We start from the raw sequence: 25077 nt of genomic DNA, 5'->3' as shown, positions 1-25077 counted from the left end.
AATTAATAGAAAAGATTCTTGCCTTTGCAGGAATGCAGCTTATGAAGAAACTAGCATTACACTGGAAAATCATCATCGGAATGGTCCTTGGTATTATTTGGGCATTAGTTTCCAGCACTATGGGCTGGAGCGCATTTACCATCAACTGGATTGATCCGTTTGGAACCATTTTCATCAACTTATTAAAGTTGATTGCCGTTCCTTTAGTATTATTTTCAATTATAAGTGGTGTTGCTAATATTGGAGACCCGTCGAGTTTAGGAAGAATGGGAGGGAAGACCTTACTTATCTATTTAGTAACCACAATTCTTGCAATTTCACTTGGACTCTTATTGGTAAACACGGTAAAACCAGGCGAACTTATTGACAAGCAAAGCCGAATAGACAACCGGATCAACTATGAAATCTGGGCAGATTCGCAAGGGTATCAAATTAAAGATGGGATCAATTATTTAAAAGATCCTAAATTTTTTAAAAGAGCACAGGAAATTTCTGATTTGACCAAAAAGGATTTGAGAGAAGTTTCTGTTTCAGATAAGATTGAAACTGCCGGTAAGCAAAAGGAATCCACACCCTTACAGCCATTGGTGGATATTGTGCCTGATAATTTCTTTTATGCACTCTCCAACAATGGCCTGATGTTGCAAATTATCTTTTTCGCAATTTTCTTTGGAGTCTGTCTGCTGTTTATTCCCGATGATAAATCGGGTCCTGTGCTAAAATTGGTCGATGGCATCAATGAGGTCTTCCTCAAAATGGTAGATATTGTCATGCAAGCTGCACCATTTTTTGTATTTGCATTATTGGCAGGGGTCGTTAGCAAAATGGCAGGTAATGATATTGGAAAGGTAATTGAAATTTTCAAAGGCTTGAGTTGGTATTCCTTGACGGTTCTATCGGGGCTCCTCATCATGATATTTGTAACCTATCCTTTAATATTGAAGGGTTTTGTTAAAAGAATTCCTTACGCAGGCTTCTTTAAAGCTATGAGCCCAGCGCAAACCTTGGCATTCTCTACATCCAGTAGTGCAGCAACACTTCCTGTAACAATGGAGTGTGTAGAGCAAAACCTTGGCGTCAACAAAAAAATAAGCAGTTTTGTACTCCCTATTGGAGCTACTGTCAACATGGATGGGACGAGTCTTTACCAAGCAGTTGCCGTTATATTCTTGGCGCAATTACATATGATTGATTTGACTATTGGCCAGCAATTGACCGTTGTGATGACCACTACGTTAGCATCTATTGGCTCAGCCGCAGTGCCGAGTGCAGGTTTGGTCATGTTGATTATTGTGTTGGATTCTGTAGGACTAAATCCCGCTTGGATTGCAATTATTTTTCCAGTGGACCGGATTCTGGACATGTTCAGAACCGTGGTTAACGTTACTGGAGATGCCACGGTTTGTTCTATTATAGCCGATGGCGAAAACATGATGGATTATAAAGATCATAAAAGCCCAACGGAAACATTTGATCTCGATTCTTAACCATCAGCAATTATGCATCCTATCGTGTCAGTTAAGTGGCTAAAAGATAATTTAGAAGCACCCGAGCTTATTGTTTTGAATGCCAGCATTCCAAAAGCAGGTGAAGTATCTGAAACTGTTTTAGCTGAAAGACTAATTCCACACACACGGTTTTTTGATATTAAAATTAAATTTAGTGATGTTTTAGCACCCTTTCCGAGCACATGTCCTTCAGAAGGGCAGTTTACACAAGAAGCACAAACTCTTGGCATAAATAAAGATAGTGTTATCGTTGTTTATGACGATAAAGGGATTTATTCGAGTGCAAGGGCGTGGTGGCTTTTCAGGGTGTTTGGTCATCACAATGTCGCTGTTTTGGACGGTGGACTTCCTGAATGGAATAAATTCAAATACAAGACTGGGCCCTATCAATCATATAAGGGACAGAAAGGCAATTTTGTTGGCCTTAAGGATAACAATTTGATGAAATCTTTCGAGGATGTCAGCGCTGAAACTCAAGATAAGTCTCAAATTATTATTGATGCACGGTCGGAAAAACGCTTTAATTGTCTGGTTGATGAACCAAAGGCCGGTTTGAGAAGAGGTACGATTCCAAATTCGATTAATTTACCTTTTGAAAGTCTAATAGACGAGTATTGTCTTAAAAGCACTAATGAATTAAAACATATCTTCAATACGCTAGCCAAACCATCAGACGCACTGACCTTTTCATGCGGTTCTGGTATAACAGCTTGTGTTGTGGCGCTCGGAGCGACCTTAGCTGATTACAATAACATTTCTGTTTACGACGGCTCTTGGACAGAATATGGAACTTTAACGGAATAACAACTAGAACTAAGGGTAATCCAAATCCTGTGGTAATTTCAGGAATATGCCCTAGCTTCGAATCATTCATCTCCAATTAAAATTAAGCCGGCCTTAAGTTTGATATTTTACCGTATTATCTGCGGTTTGAGTCTCGATTCTAATATATTAAGTTAGCGGTTTTGGTTCTTTTCTAGAATATAACAGCTATTAAATATGTGCCGCGCGCCTTCTGTTGATCCTGTTTTTTATCGCTGAAAAATTAAAAATGACAATAGAAACAAGGATGAGAAAATAACATATCGCTTCCAAAAAACTGACCTTTTCATCAAAATAGAAAATGGCGAACATAAAATTGATGAGCGGATTTAAATAAATAAAAACACCTACAACAGACGAGTTTAAACCTCTTAGCGCATAAATATTAAGAAACATTGGAATAATGGTGAATACCACCGCGATTAATGCCAACATGCCATAGAAAAAAGGTGTTTTTTCATTTGGAGAATCGTAGGTGACTATAAATGGCAAAAGAAAAAGAACCGCAAAAAAAACCTGACAGGTTAAGACTAAAAACCGATCCATCTCTTGATTCTTTCGTTGTAAAACCAAATACAAAGCGTAGGTAAGTGCAATAATCATACTGTAAAACAAGTCAGTTAAATTACCTAAAGAGAGCATCAAACATCCTGTCAAACTCAATGCCACAGCAACCCACTGCAATTTAAAAAGCTTTTCCTTCAGAATTGCATACGCCAACACCATGGTTAAAATAGGACATATCAAATAGGCCAATGACGTAGCACTTACGCTAACATTGTTCATTACATAGATATAGATATACCAATTTAAAGCCAAGAAGAGACCACTCAGAATGTTGACAATGATAATCCGTCGTTTGTCTAGCTGCCCCAATCCTTTGAACAAATCTAAATTTGCTTTCAAAGCCTTTGGCCGAAGCAGTAACGACACAAAAAGCATAATAACAACAGAACCTAAGGTTCGATAGCTCAAAATATCAAATGCTGTAAATGCTTCAAGAGACTTGAGCACCACACTAAAAAAGCCCCAAATGCTAAAGGCGGTAATAACTGCAACATAATATTTAGAGTTCATCGCAATGTTTAAAATAAGTTGGCAAATGTATCCCAAAAATCACACGTAAAATATTATAATTTACAGAAGTTTCTGATGTACTTAGGCAGACTGAAACTTAGTAAACTCTTAATAAATTCTTAATACTGTATGACAAATCAATTACCGACACAATTGCTATGATATGAGTCAGTCTACCTATTTTGAAAGCACTAATTTTAAATTTAATTAAAATTTTAGCATATGCGGAAATTATCAGTTAAAGACATTATCTCAAAAATTGAATCTGAAGAGTTATTTCATGCCGTGGCCTCTGATTATTCCTTCACTATCAAAATTGACGACTATGTACCCTATGCTTGTGCAGCAATACATAACGGGCATCAGTTCCGGAAAGAATTATGGTCAAAATGTCTGCATTCGGAATATGACCGTTGGTATGAAGAAGATCCAAAAACCAAAAACATGTTGAAACCCCATCCTATAGTGATTTCGGGCCTAGACTCAAGATTTGAATATGATTTAAACAGAGACCCTGATACTGCAATCTATGAAGATGCTTGGGGCAAACAACTGTGGAAAGAACCATTGACTGAAGATGAGAAGTCAAGAAGTCTTGAAAAACATCAAAATTTTTATAAAGTTGTTTATGCGCTCATTAAAACGTTGGAGATGAAATTTGGATGCTGTATTGTTTATGATATGCATAGCTATAATTGGAAACGTTGGGACAGAGAAGTGCCAACCTGGAATTTAGGGACTTCAAATATTGATAATGAACGCTACAGAAATTCGGTGGAAGATTGGAGGAAAGAATTATCTGAAATTAAACTGCCTAATGGTATCCCAACAACAGCCAAAGTAAATGATACCTTCCAAGGAAATGGCTATTTTTTAAAATTTATTACCAACAATTTCGATAACTCTTTGGTCTTGGCTACAGAAGTGGCTAAAATATATTGTGATGAAGAAGGTCAAGTCTCATACCCAGAAGTGGTGTCTGCCATTAGAAAAGGTCTTAAAAAGCGGCTTCCTGAACACGCTTCAAATTTTTATAATATATATTCCAATTAAATGATTGAACAACACCATATAGCTGCTGAATTAATTGAAACAATTTGCAAAAATATTACTGAAAATGTTCCAGTAAATGTGGCGTTGCCAAGAAAAGGCTTATTGCATATTGATAAACTGCTTCCCTTTATTTGTGTTTACAGATTTAAAGAGCGAGATGTTTATTTTTCAAGGCTTTTGAAAACACAGGCGTCTTATGTTATTGTGGACGAAAGTATTGATATTTCGCATCTATTGGAAGCCATTAGACTAATGACTTCTGAAAAGTTTGATACTTTTTTGATCTTAGAATTATGGCCAAACGAGGACTCTTTGAGAAATCAGTTTCAAATTTACGCTCCTAAAAATAAATCATTGGAGACGGTGAATGCTTTAAGCGATGGGTTTAGCGAAATCAAAAAAACCTTGTCCAATGTAAGTTGTAAAATCATCCAAACGGAATTTAGGCACCCAAAACACTTAACGTCTTTACTAGATATTAATGCGTCTAAAAAATCAGGAACACTGATTATAGGAATTTCAATACCGGTAGTTTACAAAAACACGTACACCAATAAATTGTTCACTCTGTTTTTCAGGAAGTTTTATACCATTTTCTCCGAAACAATTAAAAGGGCTGTTTATGAATTTATAAGAGTGCAAACTACAGATGCATTTGAAAACTATTTGATGCTTGGTAAAACCCACATTGATGAGGTGACCTTATCATCAGATGCAAAATTGGCAGAGATTAGTGAAGGTATGTCTTTCCTGCTAAGAGTTACACCTGTAAACAGTAATGAAGAATGGGACAAATTTGAGCAAAATCAATTCAAAACCGTTCCTTCTTTCAAATACAGACTCCTTGCCATTGATCCGGAACTTGAAAAACGTAAACTTTATAACATCCCTTTAGATCTTATAGAAGACCCCACCATAGCCTTTATTTTGAGAGGTAAACGTCTTGAAATAGAAAAGCAACTGATTATGCTGGAGGAACGCGGTACTGATAATTTTAGATTTATAGGAGAAAGTCTCTATGGCGTGATTAGAGAAGACGTTTTAGCCACTGCAGAGCATATTTTAAAAGTATACCCCCAAACAGAAAACATTAAAAGTTCAAAGCGTTTAAACGGGGTAGAATTTGCAGCATACGCACAAAGAGAAATGAATCATTATGTAGAACTATTTCCAGATTTAGACCTCGGTATTGAAATTAGGGATGATGTTGCAGGCATCATGGTCTCAAAGTCAAAATTACTCATAAATATTGAAATGGACCTTGATGCCAATAGATGTGACGCGCTTATTCAGCATGAAATTGGTACACATATCTTAACCTATTGTAATGGAAAAAGCCAACCCTTGAAGCAAATGTATGAAGGTTTTGAAGGCTATGATCAATTGCAGGAAGGCTTAGCGGTAATAGCAGAGTATTTGGTGGGAGGTTTAACAGTTAATAGACTCAGGCTTTTGGCAGGACGGGTTATTGCTGTACAATCTATGGTTGATAATGCCAGCTTTATAGAAACTTTTGATATGCTAAGAGAAACCTATTCATTCTCTGAGCGTACTGCGTATTACATTACGATGCGTGTATTTAGAGGCGGCGGACTAACAAAAGATGCGGTCTATCTTGCAGGACTAATTGATTTAATGGCCTATTTGAAAAACGGTGGCAAGCTTGAACCTCTTTATACAGGTAAGTTTAATGTGACGCATATTAAATTAATTGAAGAATTACTTTACCGAAAGGTTTTGAAAGAGCCTATTTTACCAAGATTTTTAGATCGTAACGACGTAAAATTACGATTACAAAAGCTACGTGAAGGCATTACCATTGTTGAACTTGTAAATTAAATAAAATGAAAATAGGATTTATAATAAATGAACATTCCACAGAAAAATGGAATTATACAACGCCCGCTTTGGGCTATGCGGCCTACAAAAGAGGGCATGACGTATTTTTTATTGGTGTTGGCGAGCTGTCATATGCCTCTCAAGGGCATCTGTCAGTACGCTGCAAAACTATAAAAGACAGGGTTTTTAAAAGTGAAGAAACGTATTTTAAAGCCCTGCAAAAGGAAGAATTTGTTAATATGTCATCCAAAAATTTGGATGTCCTGTTCTTAAGAAACAATCCTGCCGATGAAATCAATGAACGTGATTGGGCCTATAATGCGGCCTTTATTTTTGGTGAAATTGCTGCGGCAAACGGCGTTATTGTTCTTAACCATCCCAGTAGCTTAGCTGGCGCTGTCAACAAAATGTACTTTCAGCATTTTCCTGAAATCCTCCGTCCAAAAACCATCATCACCAGAGATCACAACGAAATCAAAGAGTTTTTCAAGGACCAGAAACAAAAAATGATCCTTAAACCATTGCAAGGCTCAGGAGGTACCAATGTGTTTATGATGGATAAAAAAAATGAACACAACCTTTCGCAAACTATTGATGCCATTTGTAGAGACGGCTTTGTGATTGCACAAGAATATCTAACCGAAGCCACAAAAGGCGACACACGTTTATTTTTAATGAATGGCGAACCGTTGAAGGCCAACGGGCAATATGCCATAATGCAGCGCGTAAATGCCTCCGGAGATATCAGAAGTAATATTCACGCAGGTGGGCAACCCCAAAAAGTTAAGATGACCGATCAAATCATGGAGCTGGCAGATATTGTGAGACCTAAACTTGTGCAAGACGGTATGTTTTTGGTAGGAATTGATATCGTGGGCTCAAAACTGATGGAAATAAACGTGTTCAGTCCTGGCGGATTAAATGTAATGGGGCAAATGTACGATGCTGATTTTGCAACTCCCGTGATTGAATCGATTGAGCGTAAAGTTTATTACAAGAGTATGTATAAAGATTATTTGTACAATAGCAGATTGGCAACATTATAAGATATGGCCTTAAATTAAGAGTTTTTCTATTGGCTTGATAGGGGTCGACGGTGTAAATTAATGGAATTGAAGATTTTCAGTCATTCCCAACTTTTAAAGGTTGGATTTATTTGAAAGATTTATTTTGAGGCTTTTTTTCAGCGAAATGTCGGTTTTCAGTTGTTTTGTGCACGTTTCTCTTTTTTATCAAATATTTTGAGGCATACAACGATTTTGTTTTTGGAGTGCAGCCCAATGCTATAAATTTACTGTATCAAAATAATGTGCTACATCAAAGAGTATTCCCTCGATACTATTAAAAGTTCCGTTTTTTAGTTTCGATTAATTTTCAACTAAGTTGTTAAATTTTAAAAAAGTTCTTTGCCGAGGACTTTTTTTGTATTCTGTAGGTTCTGATTTATAAAAATTTAGATTTCAATTCCGCTGTCGGAATCATACATTCTTCCTTCTTGCCGTACCATTCATACCTGTTTTTCGCAATATAATCATACACCCAATTTCTAATAAATGGAGGGACAATTAGAAATATGGCCATGAGATTTCTTGGGAACCCAAGTTGTGATGCAATTTTCAATGCGGCTGTCGATTTATAGTAAATTCCTTTCTCTACCGAATAAAGCAGAATAGAATCCATTTTTGCGGTGTCAATATTAAATGTCTCTATAATTTCTTTCCCCACATCACTTTGCAGCGCTGTATACCTGAACATATCATGCTGATCATGTTTGACGATGTATTGCACCGATGCGTCACAAAGGTTACAAACCCCGTCAAAAAGAATCAGCTGTTTGTTGTTTCCTAAATTTAGCGCCATGATATGTTAACTTTTATATTTATGTATTACACTGAAACTGACAAACAGACCATTCAAAATTGCCAACTGCCCACTAATAGCTACTTCACTCTTTCAACCAATTCCAACTGGTCCACACTCACGTTAGTCGTAAACATGCCATAATTTATGGTAGCTTTATTTTTTTCGAGTTTGTCAATGCTGCCGACGGCCCTTCCATCTTGTAACCGGACCCGGTCTCCAATTTTAAAAATAGCTTTCGGTTTTGGTGCTGCTTCTACTTTGATCTTCGCTGCTTTCTTTTTTTGTCGAATGACGTCCACCGTTTTTTCAGCCTCTTTAATGACTTTTTCTTCTTTGGCTTTCTGAACTTTTTTCACTTTGGCAGAAAGCTTCTTTCGTTTTGAGTTTTCAATCTGCACCAACTTGAACAACTCGTCCATCAATTCTCGCTTTCTCTTGTTGTCAAAATATTTTTCAGAAAGATCATTCATTTTCTGACCCAAATAAATCAACCGTTGATTGCTATCATACAATTCTTGATAGCTTTCCAGCTTCTTTTGGATTTTAATATTGGTTTCTTCAAGCTTTTCTGCTTCAGATTGTGTTTTCCGCTCGTTAATCTTTAGGGATTGCTCTGTTTTTTCAAGCTTGCTGCGTTCTTTCTGGAGCTTTGCAATGGTGGCATCAAAGCGGACTTTACCGCGTTCTATTTTCTTTTTTGCACGATTGATCAAACTATAGGGTATGCCGTTTTTTTGCGCCACCTCAAAGGTGAATGAACTACCTGCCTGACCTAAAGCCAATTTGTACATGGGTTCCAAGCTTATTTCGTCAAACATCATATTGGCATTTTGCATAAAGGGCAACTCATTGGCCAATACCTTAAGGTTGGAGTAGTGGGTGGTAATAATACCGAAGGCTTCTCTATGGTAAAATTCTTCCAAAAAGGTTTCTGCTAAAGCGCCTCCCAATTCAGGGTCACTACCTGTACCAAACTCATCAATTAAAAAAAGTGTATTCTTATTGCACTTTTTCAAGAAATAATTCATCTGTTTCAAACGGTAACTGTAGGTGCTCAAATGATTTTCTATCGATTGGTTGTCACCAATATCTGTCAGTATCCGATCAAACAAACACAATTTGCTCCGCACATGTACAGGAATCAACAAGCCGCTTTGTAACATCACTTGCAGCAAACCAACCGTTTTTAATGTGATACTTTTCCCGCCGGCATTTGGTCCTGAAATCACGATAATCCTATTGTCGGGATGCAGTTCAATTGATTGCGGAAAAGTTTTTATATTCTTCTTTTGGTTTGAAATATAGAGCAAAGGATGAATGGCATCTCTCAAGACATATTCTCTGTTGTCAGTAATTTCAGGTAAAATACCGTTCATGGACGCTGCATACTTGGCTTTTGCAAAAATAACATCCAATTCTGTCAAATAAATCTGATATTCTTTTAGCAAATTATGAAATGGCCTGATGTAATCCGTGAGCTGCTTTAAGATTCTGGTCACTTCTTCCTTCTCTTCAAACTCCAAATTGTTGAGCTCCCGCGAGTATCTAAAAGTGGCATCCGGCTCTATATAAACAATACTTCCGGTTTTACTTCCCCCTAAAATACTGCCTTTCACTTTGCGCCTGTACATCGCCTTTACCGCCAAAACGCGCTTATTTTCAACTACAGATTCTCTAATGTCATCTAAATAATCCAAAGCGATATAAGAGTTTAAAGCCGATCCGAAACTTTGGTTGATTTTTCCCCTCACGCTGTTAATGTCTTTGCGGAGTTTAAAAAGCTCTTCCGAAGCATTGTCTTTTACATCCCCAAAACGATCAATCACCGCATCAATATCATTGATCAATTCTACGGTAACCGTAATACTTAATGAATAATTAAAGAGGTTGGGATAATAATCCTTAAATTTTTTCAGGAAATTAATAATCTCATTACTCGCTAAGGAAATGGCTTTAATCTTTCTAAAACTTTCAGTCTCCAAAACCGAGTTTTCTATTTTAAGAAGTTGGATTTCTCTGGTAATTGGTTCAAATCCGTGGTTTGGAATCCGATTATCATTATCAAAAGACGACAAATAATCGTTGGTAAGCAGCAAAGCCTTCAACAAGACTTCTTTGTTGGCGAAAGGAGCCGTCTGCAAGGCTTTCTCTGTTCCCAAATGAGTAATGCAATAGGACGACATTTGATTTAAGACGGTGTGGAATTCAATGTCTATTAGGGTTTTCTCTTGAATGTGCATTCGCTTTTGGTGGATCTTATAATTAAGTTCAAATTTAAGGAAATTTAAAGTTTTGGAATATATATTTTAACACATACAAAAATGGCTTTATTTTTATTCAAAATAAAAAAAATGATTATGGACGTCAAAATGCATTCCAGTTGGCTAAAGCAATTGAAGTCAGAGTTTGAAAAATCTTATTTTAAGGACTTGACCAAATTTGTTAGGGAGGAATATAGTATGCATACCTGTTATCCAAAAGAAGAAGACATTTTCAATGCTTTTGATTGGTGCCCATTTGATCAGGTAAAAGTGGTCATCATAGGACAAGATCCCTATCACGGACCTGGCCAAGCCAATGGGTTATGCTTTTCTGTAAACTATGGGATTGCACATCCGCCATCGCTAAAAAACATTTTTAAGGAGTTGGAAACAGATGTGGGTAAACCCTATCCAATATCAGGAGATCTGGAACCATGGGCAAAACAAGGGGTGCTTTTGCTCAACGCTACTTTAACAGTACGTGCAGGAGCAGCAGGAAGCCATCAAAAGAGAGGCTGGGAAACCTTTACAAGCAGTGTCATAAAAACCATAAGCGAACAGAAGAGGGATGTAGTTTTCATACTTTGGGGAGGTTTTGCAAAGCAAAAATTGAAATTTATTGATGCGTCAAAACACAGGATCATTACTTCAGGCCATCCGTCACCATTAAGTGCAAATAGAGGATATTGGTTTGGAAATAAAAGTTTTAGTAAAACTAACTCCCAGTTGGAGCAAGTTGACGCTCGTGCAATTGTTTGGTAACTACTGCGTCAGATTGATGATCAGGTTTAGGAGCCTGAATAAAGTCTTTTTTCATGATTTTATTACAACTAAAGGCAAGCAGTAGAAAATTTAAAGCAATTAAAAAAGCAACAACAAGAATAGTGATGATCATAATTTATAGGTTGTGTCAAAGGGCTATGAAGATTTGAGAGTACAAATCTATAAAAAAATTTTACGCGTGGATCATGAAACCATAATAACTTAATAAAACGTTAAAATTAAAACTCATCTATACATTTTTAACAATTTGATGGTAAGGGCGTTGTGCTGATAGAATATCTAGCTGAATTAATTTTTGCTGAACTTTCTTTACTGTGGCTTCATCTAAATGACTCTGTGACCATTCTGTTAGTGTCAACCATTCTTGAACGTCTTCTAATTTGAGAGCATATCTATTGGCAATCATCCGATCAATACTTGGGATCTCCTTAAAATCAATAGTTGTATTATTAATGATTTCCAGAATAATTTTGACGATACGTTCATTGGCTTCCAAGAATTCATTTCTTACGGCAATGACAAAACAGGGCCATGGCGTTGGACAATTGGCAATGCGCCTAAATATACCGGAATCTACAATGGGCTTGGTCATGAACTTTTCCCACATAAAATAATCAGCATTGCCATTGCTCAAAGCTTCAACGGCTCCGTCCAAGTCTTGTACCACTTCAAAATTTAGATCCGTTTCCAAATTCCAGCCATGGTTTTCAGCATTGATATAAGCCATTAAGTGAGAACCTGACCCATATCTACTAATAGCGCATCGTTTTCCCTTTAAATCTTCAACCGATTTAAATTCAGAACCATGAGCTACATGAATGCCCCAGATAAGAGGTGTTTGTACAAAAGTCTGCACAATTTTGCTCGGGTTTCCTTCAGCAATATCCTTAACAATTCCTTCTGTCAGTATAACGGCCATATCAATGGTGCCAGTTCTGAGCGCTTCAGTCATAGCGCCCGTGCCGCCGTGGTAATCTTTCCAACGCAAATTGATATCCTCATCTTTATACTCCCCACCCTTAAGCGTTAAGTACCACGCCAAATTGAAATGTTCTGGAACACCTCCAATGTTTACAGTCTTCATTGCATATTTTATAATTAATTCCCACAAGATCAATGTGATCGTGAGGAAATATATTTTTGTTAATTTTACTATTGTACTGGATACTTTTTAGCCTAATTACTCTACTAATTTGTTCAAGGTATATGCTATTAAGGCATCAACAACAGCTTTTGGATCCGCACTAAATTCGCCCGTCGCTCTATTCGCGATGATAGCATTCATCGAGATGGCCTTATGGCCTAAAAGTGCTGATAAGCCATATATCCCTGCGGTTTCCATTTCAAGATTGGTTATAGGCATAGTGTTATAACTAAAACTTGCCAACTTAGCATTCAGTTCATCATCCTCTAAAGCGAGTCTCAAAACCCTGCCTTGAGGTCCGTAAAACCCGACATTCGTAGCCGTAAAACCCTTTACTGTTTTGTCAGAACTAAATTTACGAAATAAGGCGTTATTGCATTTTACAATATAGGGCTTTGACTTTAACGGATTCCAGTTGGTATGCTTTACAAGAGCATCTGAAATCTCGTGATCTTGAATATTTTCATTTTTATAAAAATGCAATAAACTATCAAAACCCGCGGCATACTCACTGATTAAAAAAGCATCTATTGCGATTTCCTTTTGGATGGAACCTGAAGTTCCTATTCTGATGATTTCTAAAGTGGTGAGTTTCTTTCTTATTTCACGATTTTCCAAGTCAATATTCACCAATGCATCCAACTCATTAAACACGATATCAATATTATCGGTACCAATTCCTGTAGAAATGACCGTGATACGTTTGCCTTTATAAGTCCCGGTTTGGGTATGGAATTCTCTTTTTTTGGTTTGAAATTCTACGGTATCAAAATGTTTGGTGATACTGTCCACACGATCAGGATCGCCAACAGTAATAATAGTGTTGGCCAAATGTTCTGGTTTCAAATTGAGATGATATACGCTACCATCTGGATTTAATATAAGTTCTGATGCTTGTATAGACATTAATTTGTTTTTATAAGTTTATTTTGAATTTTACTGAACTTAAAATCATGTTTTATGACACCTCCAAAAATCATTGGAGCATTAAATTCTGAAGAAAAATCATGCTGCTCTTCAATAGCTTCATATCCCTTTTTGTTAAGAACAAGTTGCTCTCCTTCTTTAGAAAAGAATATCTCAAGCACGTCAACCATTCTGTTAATCTGCATATCACCAAAGCCATAGTACCCTTGGAAATTAAGAATGTACCCCAAAAGGTGACGCTTTGATTTTATTTTATAATCTGATATCATTTGAAGCGTATGCGTCTCTAAAGTTGAAAGGCCGGTCTCTGAATCAGGAAAGCGCTCCAGATGAGCCTTCAAACAATTGCTCAAATAGGGAAAAGAAGATTGTTGAACAATGTATGGCTTGAACAAATTATGGTCTTTTCCGCAATATACTTGCCATAAGGAATGCATCAAATCACTATCTCTGCGAGACAACGCAATTTTGTTGTTATAATGTTCCTGCAGTTGTTCCGGTTTTAATTCGGTCAGGCTTTTAAGTTCTTTTTCTCCTTTTACTCTGCCACTGCACACCAAATAGAGTGGGAGCTCGACATTTTTTTGATGTAACAGACTCAGGATAGCAATCAGGTTAATATGGCAAAATAAATCATATTCAAACCATAAGACAATTTCTTGAAATTGATCAGTATGGTTTAAGATATCCAATTCTTGCCGGAGCTCATCTTCATTGATTTCAATGTCATAAAAGTCCAATAAAAAGTTTTTTCTGAGATTGAAAAATTTGTCAGAATCGATACGTTCTATGGTTGGGCCTTCACAAAGCATTTCTTGCCAAGTCAAAAAGTGACCTTCATAATGAAGGTCCTTCAAATAATCGGTCAGATTATTGCCGTTGGTGATATGTAGGGTTTGAGGTAACATTAGCCACCAACACGTTTTACAGCAAAACCTTTTTCTTTTAAGATCTCCATAATTTGGGTTCGGAAATCACCTTGGATAATGATTTTATCATCTTTGAAACTTCCGCCAACACTCAATGTTGTTTTAAGTTCTTTGGCTAAAATTTTGAAATCTTCAGTTGCTCCCGTATAGCCTTCCAAAATAGTGATTGGTTTTCCCTTTCGCTTTTCATATTTGCAAATGATCGGGTCATCTTGTAGCCATACGTTGGAGGACTCAGCTTCTGGTGCATCTTCCGGTGTATGCTCAGGGAACAAATTTTTAAGTTGATCTTGTAAATCCATTTTTTTAGTCTTGAGTCTTCAGTCGTCAGTCTCCAGTTTACGGTGGTTACAAGAACGCCAACTAAAGACTGCCGAGTGCAAACTATTTTTTGATTAACCCTAGTTCAATTAGGCGTTCATGTAAAAATTCGCCAGCAGTGATGTCCTCAAACTGTTTGGGATGGTCTTTATCAACACAGCTTTCTAACACATCCAACTTCATTTCGCTGATTGGATGCATAAAAAATGGAATAGAATAACGGGAAGTACCCCATAACTCCCTTGGTGGATTGACCACGCGATGGATGGTAGATTTTAGTTTGTTATTGGTATGTCTTGAAAGCATGTCACCAACATTTATCATAATTTCATCGGGCTGTGCAATAGCATCAAGCCATTCGCCTTTATGGTTTTGCACCTGAAGTCCACGCCCTTGGGCCCCCATTAAAAGGGTGATCAAATTTATATCTCCATGAGCCGCCGCACGTACAGCATCTTTTGGTTCTTCCTTAATTGGCGGATAGTGGATAGGTCTCAAAATAGAGTTGCCATTATGAATGTAATTATCAAAATAGGTTTCTTCTAAATCTAAATGGAGCGCTAGGGCTCTGAGTACATATTTGGCCGTTTTTTCAAGCATGGCGTAAGCTTCTTTGCCCACTTCATTAAACCTTGGCAATTCAGTAACAGTAACGTTTTCAGGATATTCTTTTGCCCGTACGGGATCATCTTCCACATACTGTCCAAAGTGCCAAAACTCTTTCAAATCGCCTTGCTTCTGGCCCTTAGCGCTTTCTTTTCCAAAAGAGACATATCCGCGTTGACCTCCAATACCAGGAATTTCATAGTTTTGTTTGGCTTCTGTAGGTAAAGAAAAGAAATTCTTGACCTCTCCATAAAGATTGTCCACTAACGCATCATCTAAAAAATGACCCTTAAGGGCTACAAAACCTATTTCTTCATAAGCTTTTCCAATTTCATCAATAAATTTCTGTTTTCTGACTGGATCGCCTGAAACGAAATCCTGAAGGTTTACACTTGGTATCACATTCATCGCTATATATGGTTTTAGATTTAACTGCTTTATTACAAAAGTAACTAAAATACTGTAAAACGTAGTCGCTTTATTACGCTAAAAAAACAAGTGTTTTGAGTCAATCTCTCTATTTTTATTTACATTTGAGAGTTAAAATCCAACCTTATGTTGACACCTACCAAGAGCGCTATTAAATATGATAAGAAAAATCTTGACAACAAGACGCTTCTTCAGCTCTACAAAAATATGTTGAAGCCTAGATTGATAGAAGAGAAGATGTTGATTCTTCTACGTCAGGGCAAAGTTTCAAAATGGTTTTCTGGTATTGGCCAGGAGGCCATTTCTGTTGGGGTGACTATGGCATTGCAACCTGAAGAATATATTTTGCCAATGCACAGAAATTTAGGGGTGTTTACCACACGTGAGATTCCTTTAAGCAGATTGTTCAGTCAGTGGCAAGGAAAAGCAAATGGCTTTACTAAAGGCCGTGACCGTTCATTTCACTTTGGAACGCAAGAATTTCATATTGTAGGTATGATTTCTCATTTAGGACCACAATTAGGCGTTGCTGATGGTATTGCCTTGGCGAGCAAACTCCAAAATAAAAATCAGGTGACCGCAGTTTTTACTGGAGAAGGAGGTACCAGTGAAGGCGACTTCCACGAAGCCCTTAACGTTGCCGCTGTATGGCAATTGCCAGTCATTTTTTGTATTGAAAATAATGGTTACGGTTTGTCAACGCCAACCAACGAGCAGTATTATTGCAAGGATTTGGCAGATAGAGGCAAAGGCTATGGCATCGAATCCTTTATATTAGATGGCAATAATATTCTTGAAGTGTATGGTAAAATTTCAAAACTTGCAGAAAGTGTGCGCAAGCGTTCGCGTCCAATCTTGATTGAGTTCAAGACCTTTAGAATGCGAGGTCATGAAGAGGCGAGTGGCACCAAATATGTTCCTCAGGAGTTGATTGCAGAATGGGAAGCTAAAGACCCTATAAATAATTATAGGAAATATCTTCTCAATTTAGGGGTATTAAATACAACCACCGATGAAGAAATGCACCACGCCATCAAGGCAGAAATTGACAAGGCTTTACAAACCGCAGGCGCGGAAGAAGCGATTATTGCGGATGAAAGTATTGAGTTAAACGACGTATACAAATCGCATGAATATCAGCACATTGAACCACAATCAAAACAGGAAGAAATTCGTTTTATAGATGCCATTTCCCAAGGATTGAGACAAAGTATGCAACGGCATGAGGATCTTGTTATTATGGGACAGGATGTTGCAGAATATGGTGGTGTTTTTAAAATTACCGAAGGTTTTGTAGAAGAGTTTGGAAACCACCGTGTCCGAAATACGCCTATATGTGAATCGGCCATAATTGAAGCCGGCATGGGCTTATCCATTGCAGGAATGAAGGCGGTTGTAGAAATGCAGTTTGCTGATTTTGTGACATCAGGTTTTAATCCGATTGTCAACTATTTGGCAAAATCCCATTACCGCTGGAACCAAAATGCCGATGTGGTGGTAAGAATGCCCTGTGGCGCAGGTGTTGCCGCGGGACCTTTCCATTCACAAACCAATGAAGCATGGTTTACAAAAACCCCAGGATTAAAAGTAGTTTATCCAGCATTTCCTTATGATGCCAAAGGCTTGTTGGCCACCGCAATCAATGATCCAAATCCGGTGTTGTATTTTGAGCATAAAGCTTTGTATAGAAGCATTCGTCAAGAAGTACCGACGGATTATTTTACCATTCCATTTGGCAAAGCAGCACTTTTAAAAGAAGGCGAATCAGTAACAATTATAACTTACGGTGCCGGTGTGCATTGGGCATTGGATACCTTAGAAAAAAATGAAGACATCGCAGCTGATCTTATCGATTTAAGAACGCTGCAACCTCTAGATACCGAAGCTATTTTTACCTCAGTCAAGAAAACAGGGCGTGTGATCATTCTTCAGGAGGATTCTATGTTCGGTGGTATTGCGAGCGATTTGAGCGCCATGATTATGGAAACCTGCTTTGAATATTTGGACGCACCAGTAAAACGTGTCGCGAGTATGGAAACACCTATTCCGTTCATCAACCAATTGGAAGATCAGTATTTGTCAAAAGGTAAGTTTGAAAAGGCATTGAGGGAGGTTTTAGCGTATTGATTCTTTTTTTGCATGGGTTATTTTTGCCACGAATACACGAACCATTATATTTTAAATGCTCAATTTCTAAATCTAACCCATTGTTGATGTTTTAGAGCACAACACTTTATTGATTCACACTCATAAACTAAAATCAAAAGCTAGTTCAAATCTGCAATAACTCTTTTTAAGTCACTTTTTTTTCCTAACTTAGAAAGTTCAATCCTCAATTTTAAAAATCAGATAGCATGAGCGACATAAAAATATATTCCGGCACCTCCCAAGTGAGAGTTATGGAAATCAAAAATTTATTGGAAAATGAAGGTATTGCGTTCCACGAAATGAACAAATTGGATTCTTCTTATGCAGGGCTCCTTGGTGAAATACAGCTGTTTGTTTCTGAAGCTGATGCTGAAAAAGCACAGTTGATTTTAGACAGTAGAACAAAGTAAATCGTTATTGATTATAAATGCAAAAAGTCCGCGTGTAGCGGACTTTTTACATTTATATGTTTGAGTTTTAACTTTGCATGTTTTTTGCAAATGCCTGCACTGCATCTAATACACGCAACAAATTGCCGCTCCAAAGCATAGCAATCTGTTCTTCAGTATAGCCACGTTTAACGAGTTCTAATGTTACATTGAAAGTTTCAGAAGCATCTTTCCAACCTTCGATACCGCCACCACCATCAAAATCACTACTGATACCCACGTGTTCTATTCCAATTTTATTCACCATGTAATCAATATGGTCTATAAAATCTGAAACGTTTACAGCTTCTGGTACATTTTTCATCGTCTTTAATTTTGCGTCTACCAAAGGATTTACCTTTTGAAGAACACTGTAATAGGCATCTCGCTCTTCTTCTGATAATTCCTTAAGATCACTTCGTTCCAAATATGCCACATTCATGGAGTCCATTATTTTCAAAGCGATCTCCTTTTTGAAAGCCGCATATTTTTCGTGCTTTTCAGTGTTCAAATAAGCCGAAAATGCCACTGCTTGCACAACGCCACCATTCTTTTTTAACCATTCCAATTGCTCGTCATCCAAATTTCGGCTATGATCGCATAACGCTCTTGCTGAAGAATGAGAGGCGATAAGTGGCACTGGAGATAAATCAATCATAGCTCTCATCGCTTCTTTGCTTGGGTGCGACACATCAATCATCATCCCTACACGGTTCATTTCTGTTATGACCTGTTTTCCTAAAGCACTCAATCCGTTATGTAACCAAATGGAATCCAATTCTCCAGTATTACTGTCGCTCAATTGACTGTGGCCATTGTGGGCCAAAGACATATAACGTCCGCCCAAATCATAAAATTTCTCCACATTTGTAATGTCCGTTCCGACCGAATAGCCGTTTTCAATGCCAATCATGGCTACCTTTTTTCCAGATTTGACAATACGTCTTACATCATCTGAAGTCAGGGCCAACTCAATTTGCTCAGGTGCAAAATCATCTACCAGTTTATGAATGGCATTGAACTTGCCCATAGCCGTTTCATGAGCCTTCTTGAAACCTTCGTCCGTCAAGTCTTCTTGCCCTGTATAGACAATAAACCACGCCACATCCAATCCGCCTTGGTTCATTTTTGGCAATGTCACCTGTGATTCTAAATCTTGGGTGTAATTAGTAGAGTCAGTAAAGTTTTTAACGTTAAAATCACAGTGAGTGTCTAAGGTAATTACACGCTCATGAATAGCCTTTGCACGCTCTATAAGTGCGATGGAATCTTGACTTGAATTGGTATCTGTCATTTTTTTGTTGTCAGTTTTACAGCTCATAAAAAGCGTGATTAAACTTAAAGAAAGCATAGTTTTTGTCATGGATTTTACAATAAATTTATGATGTGACAAGTTACAAAAATGAATTTATGTTTCTTTAAGTTGTATATTTATTTCATGCAAATACGTTTTTTAATACTACTCTTGATGTTAACGAGTTGTGCTGAAGCACAAAAAGAAGAACCCGAATATTACTGGGACTCCGTTACGGTCATCGCAAGTGCTTATAACTCAACAGTTAGGCAAACAGGCAACAATCCTCAAATTACCGCTTTTGGCGACAGTTTAAAACCAGGCATGAAATATATTGCGGTATCCCGAGATCTCTTGAAAAATGGACTAGAGTACAACACGCCTGTGGTTATTGAAGGTTTTGAAGGTGTGTATTTGGTAAAGGATAAAATGCACCATAAATGGCGTAAACATATCGATATCTATATGGGTACTGATGTTGAAGCCGCAAGGCAGTGGGGAAGGAGAAAAGTTTGTATTGATTTTCGATTACCTATTAAAAATTAAGCGTTGTAACCACTAACAAATAAAGGGTGTTATGAAAATTAAATTTTATGTCTTGATGTCATTTTTAATCGTGCTTTCTGCATGTAAAAAAAATGAGCAAATTGCTGTAGCTGATGAACATGAGAATCCAATTGCAAAGAAAGTCCCTAAAGAACTGATTGCAAATGATGACAAACGCATCGATAATTATTTTTGGATGCGGTTGAGTGATGCACAAAAAAATGCCCAAACTCCTGATGCCCAAACCCAAGATGTACTCAACTATCTTGAAGCTGAGAACAGCTACTTGAAAACGATGATGAGCGGTACTGAACAACTTCAGGATACCTTATACAAAGAAATGGTAGGCCGTATCAAAAAAGATGATCAATCTGTTCCAGTTACTGACAATGGTTACAGCTACTATACCCGCTATGAAGAAGGGATGGATTACCCATTGTATTGCAGAAAGAAAACTGGAAGCGACAATGAGGAAATCCTTTTGAATGGACCTGAATTGGCTGATGGATACACCTATTATGGTATTGGTGGACGTTCTGTAAGTCCAGACAATAACCTCATGGTGTTTGGTATTGATACTATTTCACGTAGAGAGTATGTTCTTTATATCAAAAATTTAGAAACTGGTACATTATTGACAGACAAATTAAGCAATACCAGCGGTAGCGCTATTTGGGCCAATGACAATAAGACCCTTTTTTATGCACAACAGGACCCACAAACATTGCGGGACAATAAAATTTACAAACATGTTCTGGGTACAGATCAATCTCAGGATGTACTGGTTTTTGAAGAAAAGGACGAAACCTTCAACACGTATGTTTACAAAACAAAATCCAATGCCTACATTATTATTGGAAGTAGCCAAACCCTATCATCAGAATTTCAATTTTTAGATGCCAATACACCTAATGGAAAATTTAAAATTATACAGCCAAGAGAAAAAAATCTCGAATATTCTGTAGATCATTATGCCAATGATTTTTATATCAGAACAAATTTGGATGCCCATAACTTTAAACTTGTTAAAACGCCTGTAAATGATACTGCCAAAGAAAATTGGGTAGATGTCATTCCACATAGAGAGGATGTGTATTTACAGGATTTTGAACTTTTTAAGAACCATTTGGTCACCTCTGAACGTAAAAACGGATTAAGTGAAATACGTGTCATGACTTGGGACAAATCGCAGGATTATTATCTGGATTTTCAAGACCCAAGTTACAGGACATATACCACAAACAATCTCGATTTCAATACCAACATTTTACGCTACGTGTATACTTCATTGACAACGCCTTCTACTACCTATGAGTATAATATGGACTCGAAATCTCAGAAATTGCTAAAGCAGGAGGAAGTTGTTGGCGGTACTTTTGACGGCAAAAACTACGTTTCTAATCGCCTATTTGCAACAGCTACTGATGGCACTCAAATTCCAATTTCATTGGTTTATAAAAAAGGAGTAGAGAAAAATGGCAAAAATCCGTTGTTATTATATGCCTATGGATCTTATGGGATTAATCAGGAAGCCGCTTTCTCTTCAAACATTTTAAGCCTGTTGGATAGAGGTTTTGTGTATGCCATAGCGCATATTAGAGGTGGACAGGAAATGGGACGTGATTGGTATGAAAATGGCAAATTGCTCAAAAAGAAAAATACGTTTACAGATTTTATAGATTGTGGAAAATTTTTGATTAATGAAAGGTTTACAAGCAAAGAACACCTTTATGGAATGGGCGGTAGTGCTGGTGGTTTATTGATTGGGGCGGTTATTAATATGGAACCGGATTTGTTTAATGGCGTTGTGGCTGCTGTTCCATTTGTTGATGTGGTTTCTACAATGCTCGATGAAACGATTCCTTTAACCACCTTTGAGTTTGATGAATGGGGAAATCCGAAAGAAAAAGTCTATTATGACTATATGAAATCCTATTCTCCTTATGATAATGTAGAAGCAAAAGACTATCCAAACATGCTGGTCACAACAGGCTATTGGGACAGTCAGGTCCAATATTGGGAGCCAGCAAAATGGGTCGCTAAATTGCGTGAGATGAAAACTGATGATAATCTATTGTTGATGGACGTTAACATGGATACCGGTCATGGTGGCGCTTCAGGTCGTTTTGAACGCTACAAACGCACTGCATTAACCTATGCGTTTTTTATCAATTTAGATCGAAAAAATTTAAAATAGAGTGTAGAAGACTTCAAATTAAAAGCTGGTTCTAGTTAACATCAAGAACCAGCTTTTAAAGTTTATTTTGTTTCAGCTTCAGAAAGGATAAAGGGATAGGCTTCTTTGACTTCCTTTAATTGTGCAGGATTTAAATCTTTTGGAGATCTCCCAAAAACAGCATAGCAATATACTTCACGAAGTTCATAGTAGGCTTTTGATAATTCATCTTGTGCTGCAATAAAGGCGGCATAGTTAGAAGTATCGCTCGTGGTTAAGGATACAACCGCTTCTTTAGGATGGTCAGAAAATAGCTCAAGAGAATTTCCGTTGCAATACGTACAGGTGCCATTGCCATTATTGTCCAAGAAGGCTTTTGTAACCTCTCTTAGATCTTGTAGTTCTATAATTTCACCATCAACCATGAGCTCATTTTTAGAGTTCAATTCTATTCTCAAAATATTACGCTCGTTGATTTCTGCAGAACAGTCCGTACCTGGCGGACATTCAGGAGGAAGTTTTCTATTGATACCCTTATCGGCCGAGATGGTGGTGGCCACCAAAAAGAAGATCAACAATAAAAAGGCAATATCGGCCATTGAACCAGCATTAACTTGTGGCGAAGAGTTTTGTGAGTGTCTCATAGTGTGAAGTTTTAAGGATGTGTTAAAGAAATCACAAAATTGGTGCCAAATAAAAAACTGGCGCTTGATGAGAGCGCCAGATTGAATGGGGTGGTTACATTTTGAAAGTGTCTAGATCGTCGTCGAGACTGCCTGAAGAATCGATTATTTTAGCTAAAGCTTTCATAGTTACCTTGGTATAAATGATTGATGAAATTTTGAAATTAATTCTTAAAACGTCTTTTACTGTTCCAAGTAAGGGTTTTTGAGTTCTGAAATGTTCCTGTTGTTTGATTACTGTTTAATGTTCTCATGATTTCTATAATTTAATGTACCACATTTTTAGATGGTTTGTTGTTGTTTATACTATAGAGACGAAGCAAATAATGTTTTGTTACAGTACTATGCAATACAAAGTAATTTATATTTTTTTAAATAGATAAGTCCTTATTTATCAATATGTTAATTCTGAAAATAATTTTTAAATAATATAGACACAGCCTCATCATGTATTAAAACAGTCACTTCATCTCTTTTAAAAGTACTTCTAGCAGAATGAATTTTACCTGAAAGCTTTTTTTGAACCGACTTTAATTAGAAGGGAGTGTACTTCAAGCATTGGTTAGAGACAATGATCCTCAACTTGTTAAATCTTTTCAACATTAACTAACATTAACCCCTATAATACCTTAATTTTGTGGAAATTTTTTCCGAACGTCCTATTTCTATGTCTGAAACTGCAGAACACCTTAACGAAGCCAAAACCAAAAAGAATCTTTATGATTATCAGCTTGCTGATCTCAACAGGATTTTTGAGGTATTGGAAACTGCTCCAGACAATTATAATTTATTGTACCAACTGCCAACGGGAGGAGGGAAGACGGTTATTTTTTCTGAAATTGTTAGACGCTATATCAAAAACCATAATAAGAAAGTGGTTATTTTGACCCATAGGATTGAACTGTGCAAGCAAACTTCAAAAATGCTGACCAGCTTTGATGTCCACAACAAGATTATCAACAGCAAGGTTAAGGAACTTCCAGACCAAGATCAGTACAAGTGTTTTGTGGCCATGGTTGAAACCTTGAACAACCGTCTCAATGAAAAAAAGCTTCGTTTGGAAGATATTGGATTGGTTATTATTGATGAGGCCCATTATAACTCTTTCAGAAAACTGTTTAAATTCTTCGAAAACTGTTTTATTCTTGGTGTCACGGCTACGCCTTTGAGTTCCAATATCAAATTGCCAATGAAGGATAATTACCAAAAATTGATAGTTGGTGATGATATTTCAACCTTGATAAAAAATGGATTTTTGGCAAATGCAGAGCTGTATAATTTTGATGTGGAATTGAATACCTTAAAAATTGGCATCAATGGCGATTATACTGTAAAATCTTCAGAAGCGCTCTACACCAATTCCTATATGTTGAGCAAGCTTATTTTTGCTTATGAAGAAATGTCTAAAGGCAAGAAAACCTTAATTTTCAACAACGGTATCCAAACCTCAAAAGAGGTGTATTATTCATTTCAACGTGCGGGTTATAATGTGAGGCATTTAGACAACACCTGTAGTAAACAAGAGCGGAAGGAAATTTTGAAGTGGTTTAAAAACACACCAGATGGCATCTTGACCTCTGTCAGTATTTTGACTACCGGATTTGATGAACCTACCGTAGAATCTGTAATCTTGAATCGTGCCACACGATCATTGACATTATATTTTCAGATGATCGGGCGTGGCTCTCGCATCCTTTCAGATAAAAAATCTTTTTTGGTGTTAGACTTGGGTAATAATGCTGTTCGTTTTGGACCATGGAATCAAGCTGTAGATTGGCAACACATTTTTAAATATCCAGATCTTTATCTTGAAAACCTTCGCAATGATGAAGATATTGAGCGCGACTTTGTTTATGTCATGCCAGACTCGGTCAGAGAACGTTTCAGCAACTCTGAAAATATTGATTTTGATGTTAAGGCAGAGTATGAAAAAGTTGTTTCAGAAGGACGAAAATCCATTACTGCTATTGAACGTTCAATAGAACAGCACTCTCAGATGATCATTGCCAATGCCGAAACTATTTTTGATGCACGCGATTTGATCAAATATTTGCAGGATGATATTTCTTATAGAATCAAGCAATATTCCTATTGTATGATGAACAGTACCCAGAATTACAAAGATTGGCTCATAGATGAATACATCCGAAAGCTAAGGTTGAGTTTCAACGGCAAGTTTTAACGTTTCCTTAAAAATTAGAGTCAGAATTAATCGTTAGTTTCGCTAAGAGGTACAGTTT

General features: G+C 37.1%; 21 protein-coding genes. 11 read left to right on the top strand and 10 right to left on the bottom strand.

Annotated elements, in window-relative coordinates; genetic code table 11:
- Nucleotides 1-41 precede the first annotated feature (41 nt).
- Nucleotides 42-1487 (top strand): dicarboxylate/amino acid:cation symporter, encoded by a 1446-nt coding sequence (locus A9996_RS04360; protein WP_066431512.1) that lies wholly within the window; start codon nucleotides 42-44, stop codon nucleotides 1485-1487.
- A 12-nt stretch (nucleotides 1488-1499) separates the two neighbouring features.
- On the top strand, nucleotides 1500-2312 hold the full coding sequence (locus tag A9996_RS04355; RefSeq protein WP_066431338.1) for a sulfurtransferase: 813 nt from the start codon (nucleotides 1500-1502) through the stop codon (nucleotides 2310-2312).
- A gap of 189 nt (nucleotides 2313-2501) precedes the next feature.
- On the opposite strand, the gene A9996_RS04350 is transcribed toward A9996_RS04355, so the two are convergent.
- Complete coding sequence (locus A9996_RS04350; protein WP_066431335.1) at nucleotides 2502-3407, bottom strand: EamA family transporter; 906 nt, start codon at nucleotides 3405-3407, stop codon at nucleotides 2502-2504.
- A gap of 222 nt (nucleotides 3408-3629) precedes the next feature.
- Here A9996_RS04350 and A9996_RS04345 point away from each other — a divergent pair, with 222 nt between their 5' ends.
- Genes A9996_RS04345 through A9996_RS04335 form a run of 3 tightly spaced genes read left to right on the top strand, consistent with a single transcriptional unit; the run spans nucleotide 3630 to nucleotide 7345 of the window.
- Entirely contained in the window at nucleotides 3630-4460 is an 831-nt protein-coding gene (locus tag A9996_RS04345; RefSeq protein WP_066431333.1) for an N-formylglutamate amidohydrolase, read from the top strand.
- A complete protein-coding gene (locus A9996_RS04340) occupies nucleotides 4461-6299 on the top strand; it encodes a peptidase MATCAP family protein (protein WP_066431330.1) in 1839 nt (612 codons plus the stop codon).
- Between the two features lie 5 nt (nucleotides 6300-6304).
- Entirely contained in the window at nucleotides 6305-7345 is a 1041-nt protein-coding gene (locus tag A9996_RS04335; RefSeq protein WP_066431328.1) for a glutathione synthetase, read from the top strand.
- A 397-nt stretch (nucleotides 7346-7742) separates the two neighbouring features.
- Here the strand turns inward: A9996_RS04335 and A9996_RS04330 are convergent, their stop codons facing one another.
- Together A9996_RS04330 and A9996_RS04325 are read right to left on the bottom strand one after the other, a co-directional pair.
- The gene (locus A9996_RS04330; protein ID WP_066431325.1) at nucleotides 7743-8159 is read right to left on the bottom strand and encodes a thiol-disulfide oxidoreductase DCC family protein; all 417 of its coding nucleotides are present in this window, start codon (nucleotides 8157-8159) and stop codon (nucleotides 7743-7745) included.
- Nucleotides 8160-8239: 80 nt separating this feature from the next.
- A complete protein-coding gene (locus A9996_RS04325) occupies nucleotides 8240-10402 on the bottom strand; it encodes an endonuclease MutS2 (RefSeq protein WP_066431322.1) in 2163 nt (720 codons plus the stop codon).
- A gap of 117 nt (nucleotides 10403-10519) precedes the next feature.
- On the opposite strand from A9996_RS04325, the gene A9996_RS04320 reads away from it, so the two are divergent.
- Entirely contained in the window at nucleotides 10520-11185 is a 666-nt protein-coding gene (locus tag A9996_RS04320) for a uracil-DNA glycosylase (RefSeq protein ID WP_066431510.1), read from the top strand.
- 250 nt (nucleotides 11186-11435) lie between these two features.
- On the opposite strand, the gene A9996_RS04315 is transcribed toward A9996_RS04320, so the two are convergent.
- The 5 genes from A9996_RS04315 to A9996_RS04295 all read right to left on the bottom strand — a co-directional run bounded on the left by A9996_RS04315 (nucleotide 11436) and on the right by A9996_RS04295 (nucleotide 15541).
- Nucleotides 11436-12290, bottom strand: a complete 855-nt coding sequence (locus A9996_RS04315) for a substrate-binding domain-containing protein (protein ID WP_066431319.1) — start codon at nucleotides 12288-12290, stop codon at nucleotides 11436-11438.
- A 96-nt stretch (nucleotides 12291-12386) separates the two neighbouring features.
- Entirely contained in the window at nucleotides 12387-13256 is an 870-nt protein-coding gene (locus A9996_RS04310; protein WP_066431317.1) for a nucleoside phosphorylase, read from the bottom strand.
- A complete protein-coding gene (locus A9996_RS04305) occupies nucleotides 13256-14185 on the bottom strand; it encodes a DUF1835 domain-containing protein (RefSeq protein WP_066431314.1) in 930 nt (309 codons plus the stop codon). Before A9996_RS04305 ends, A9996_RS04310 begins: the two co-directional genes overlap by 1 nt.
- Nucleotides 14185-14508 (bottom strand): translation initiation factor, encoded by a 324-nt coding sequence (locus A9996_RS04300; protein ID WP_066431312.1) that lies wholly within the window; start codon nucleotides 14506-14508, stop codon nucleotides 14185-14187. The genes A9996_RS04305 and A9996_RS04300 overlap by 1 nt, the downstream gene beginning before the upstream one ends.
- Before the next feature lie 82 nt (nucleotides 14509-14590).
- Nucleotides 14591-15541 (bottom strand): isopenicillin N synthase family dioxygenase, encoded by a 951-nt coding sequence (locus A9996_RS04295; protein ID WP_066431310.1) that lies wholly within the window; start codon nucleotides 15539-15541, stop codon nucleotides 14591-14593.
- 147 nt (nucleotides 15542-15688) lie between these two features.
- Here A9996_RS04295 and A9996_RS04290 point away from each other — a divergent pair, with 147 nt between their 5' ends.
- Nucleotides 15689-17689: an alpha-ketoacid dehydrogenase subunit alpha/beta gene (locus tag A9996_RS04290; RefSeq protein WP_066431308.1), complete on the top strand. Its 2001-nt coding sequence runs from the start codon at nucleotides 15689-15691 to the stop codon at nucleotides 17687-17689.
- 227 nt (nucleotides 17690-17916) lie between these two features.
- The gene (locus A9996_RS04285; protein ID WP_066431306.1) at nucleotides 17917-18120 is read left to right on the top strand and encodes a putative signal transducing protein; all 204 of its coding nucleotides are present in this window, start codon (nucleotides 17917-17919) and stop codon (nucleotides 18118-18120) included.
- A gap of 67 nt (nucleotides 18121-18187) precedes the next feature.
- Here A9996_RS04285 and A9996_RS04280 read toward each other — a convergent pair whose 3' ends face one another.
- On the bottom strand, nucleotides 18188-19459 hold the full coding sequence (locus A9996_RS04280; protein ID WP_245905259.1) for a dipeptidase: 1272 nt from the start codon (nucleotides 19457-19459) through the stop codon (nucleotides 18188-18190).
- Between the two features lie 147 nt (nucleotides 19460-19606).
- Between A9996_RS04280 and A9996_RS04275 the strand changes: the two genes are divergently transcribed.
- Together A9996_RS04275 and A9996_RS04270 are read left to right on the top strand one after the other, a co-directional pair.
- A complete protein-coding gene (locus A9996_RS04275) occupies nucleotides 19607-19978 on the top strand; it encodes a 3D domain-containing protein (RefSeq protein WP_066431300.1) in 372 nt (123 codons plus the stop codon).
- A 31-nt stretch (nucleotides 19979-20009) separates the two neighbouring features.
- Nucleotides 20010-22175, top strand: a complete 2166-nt coding sequence (locus tag A9996_RS04270; RefSeq protein ID WP_066431299.1) for a S9 family peptidase — start codon at nucleotides 20010-20012, stop codon at nucleotides 22173-22175.
- Between the two features lie 62 nt (nucleotides 22176-22237).
- On the opposite strand, the gene A9996_RS04265 is transcribed toward A9996_RS04270, so the two are convergent.
- The gene (locus tag A9996_RS04265; protein WP_066431298.1) at nucleotides 22238-22798 is read right to left on the bottom strand and encodes an ExbD/TolR family protein; all 561 of its coding nucleotides are present in this window, start codon (nucleotides 22796-22798) and stop codon (nucleotides 22238-22240) included.
- Nucleotides 22799-23504: 706 nt separating this feature from the next.
- Here A9996_RS04265 and A9996_RS04260 point away from each other — a divergent pair.
- The gene (locus A9996_RS04260) at nucleotides 23505-25019 is read left to right on the top strand and encodes a DEAD/DEAH box helicase (protein WP_066431297.1); all 1515 of its coding nucleotides are present in this window, start codon (nucleotides 23505-23507) and stop codon (nucleotides 25017-25019) included.
- Nucleotides 25020-25077: the final 58 nt, after the last annotated feature.

The organism is Gelidibacter algens, assembly GCF_001678675.1.
Taxonomy (GTDB): Bacteria; Bacteroidota; Bacteroidia; order Flavobacteriales; family Flavobacteriaceae; genus Gelidibacter; species Gelidibacter algens.
This window is presented reverse-complemented; position numbering and strand designations above follow the sequence as displayed.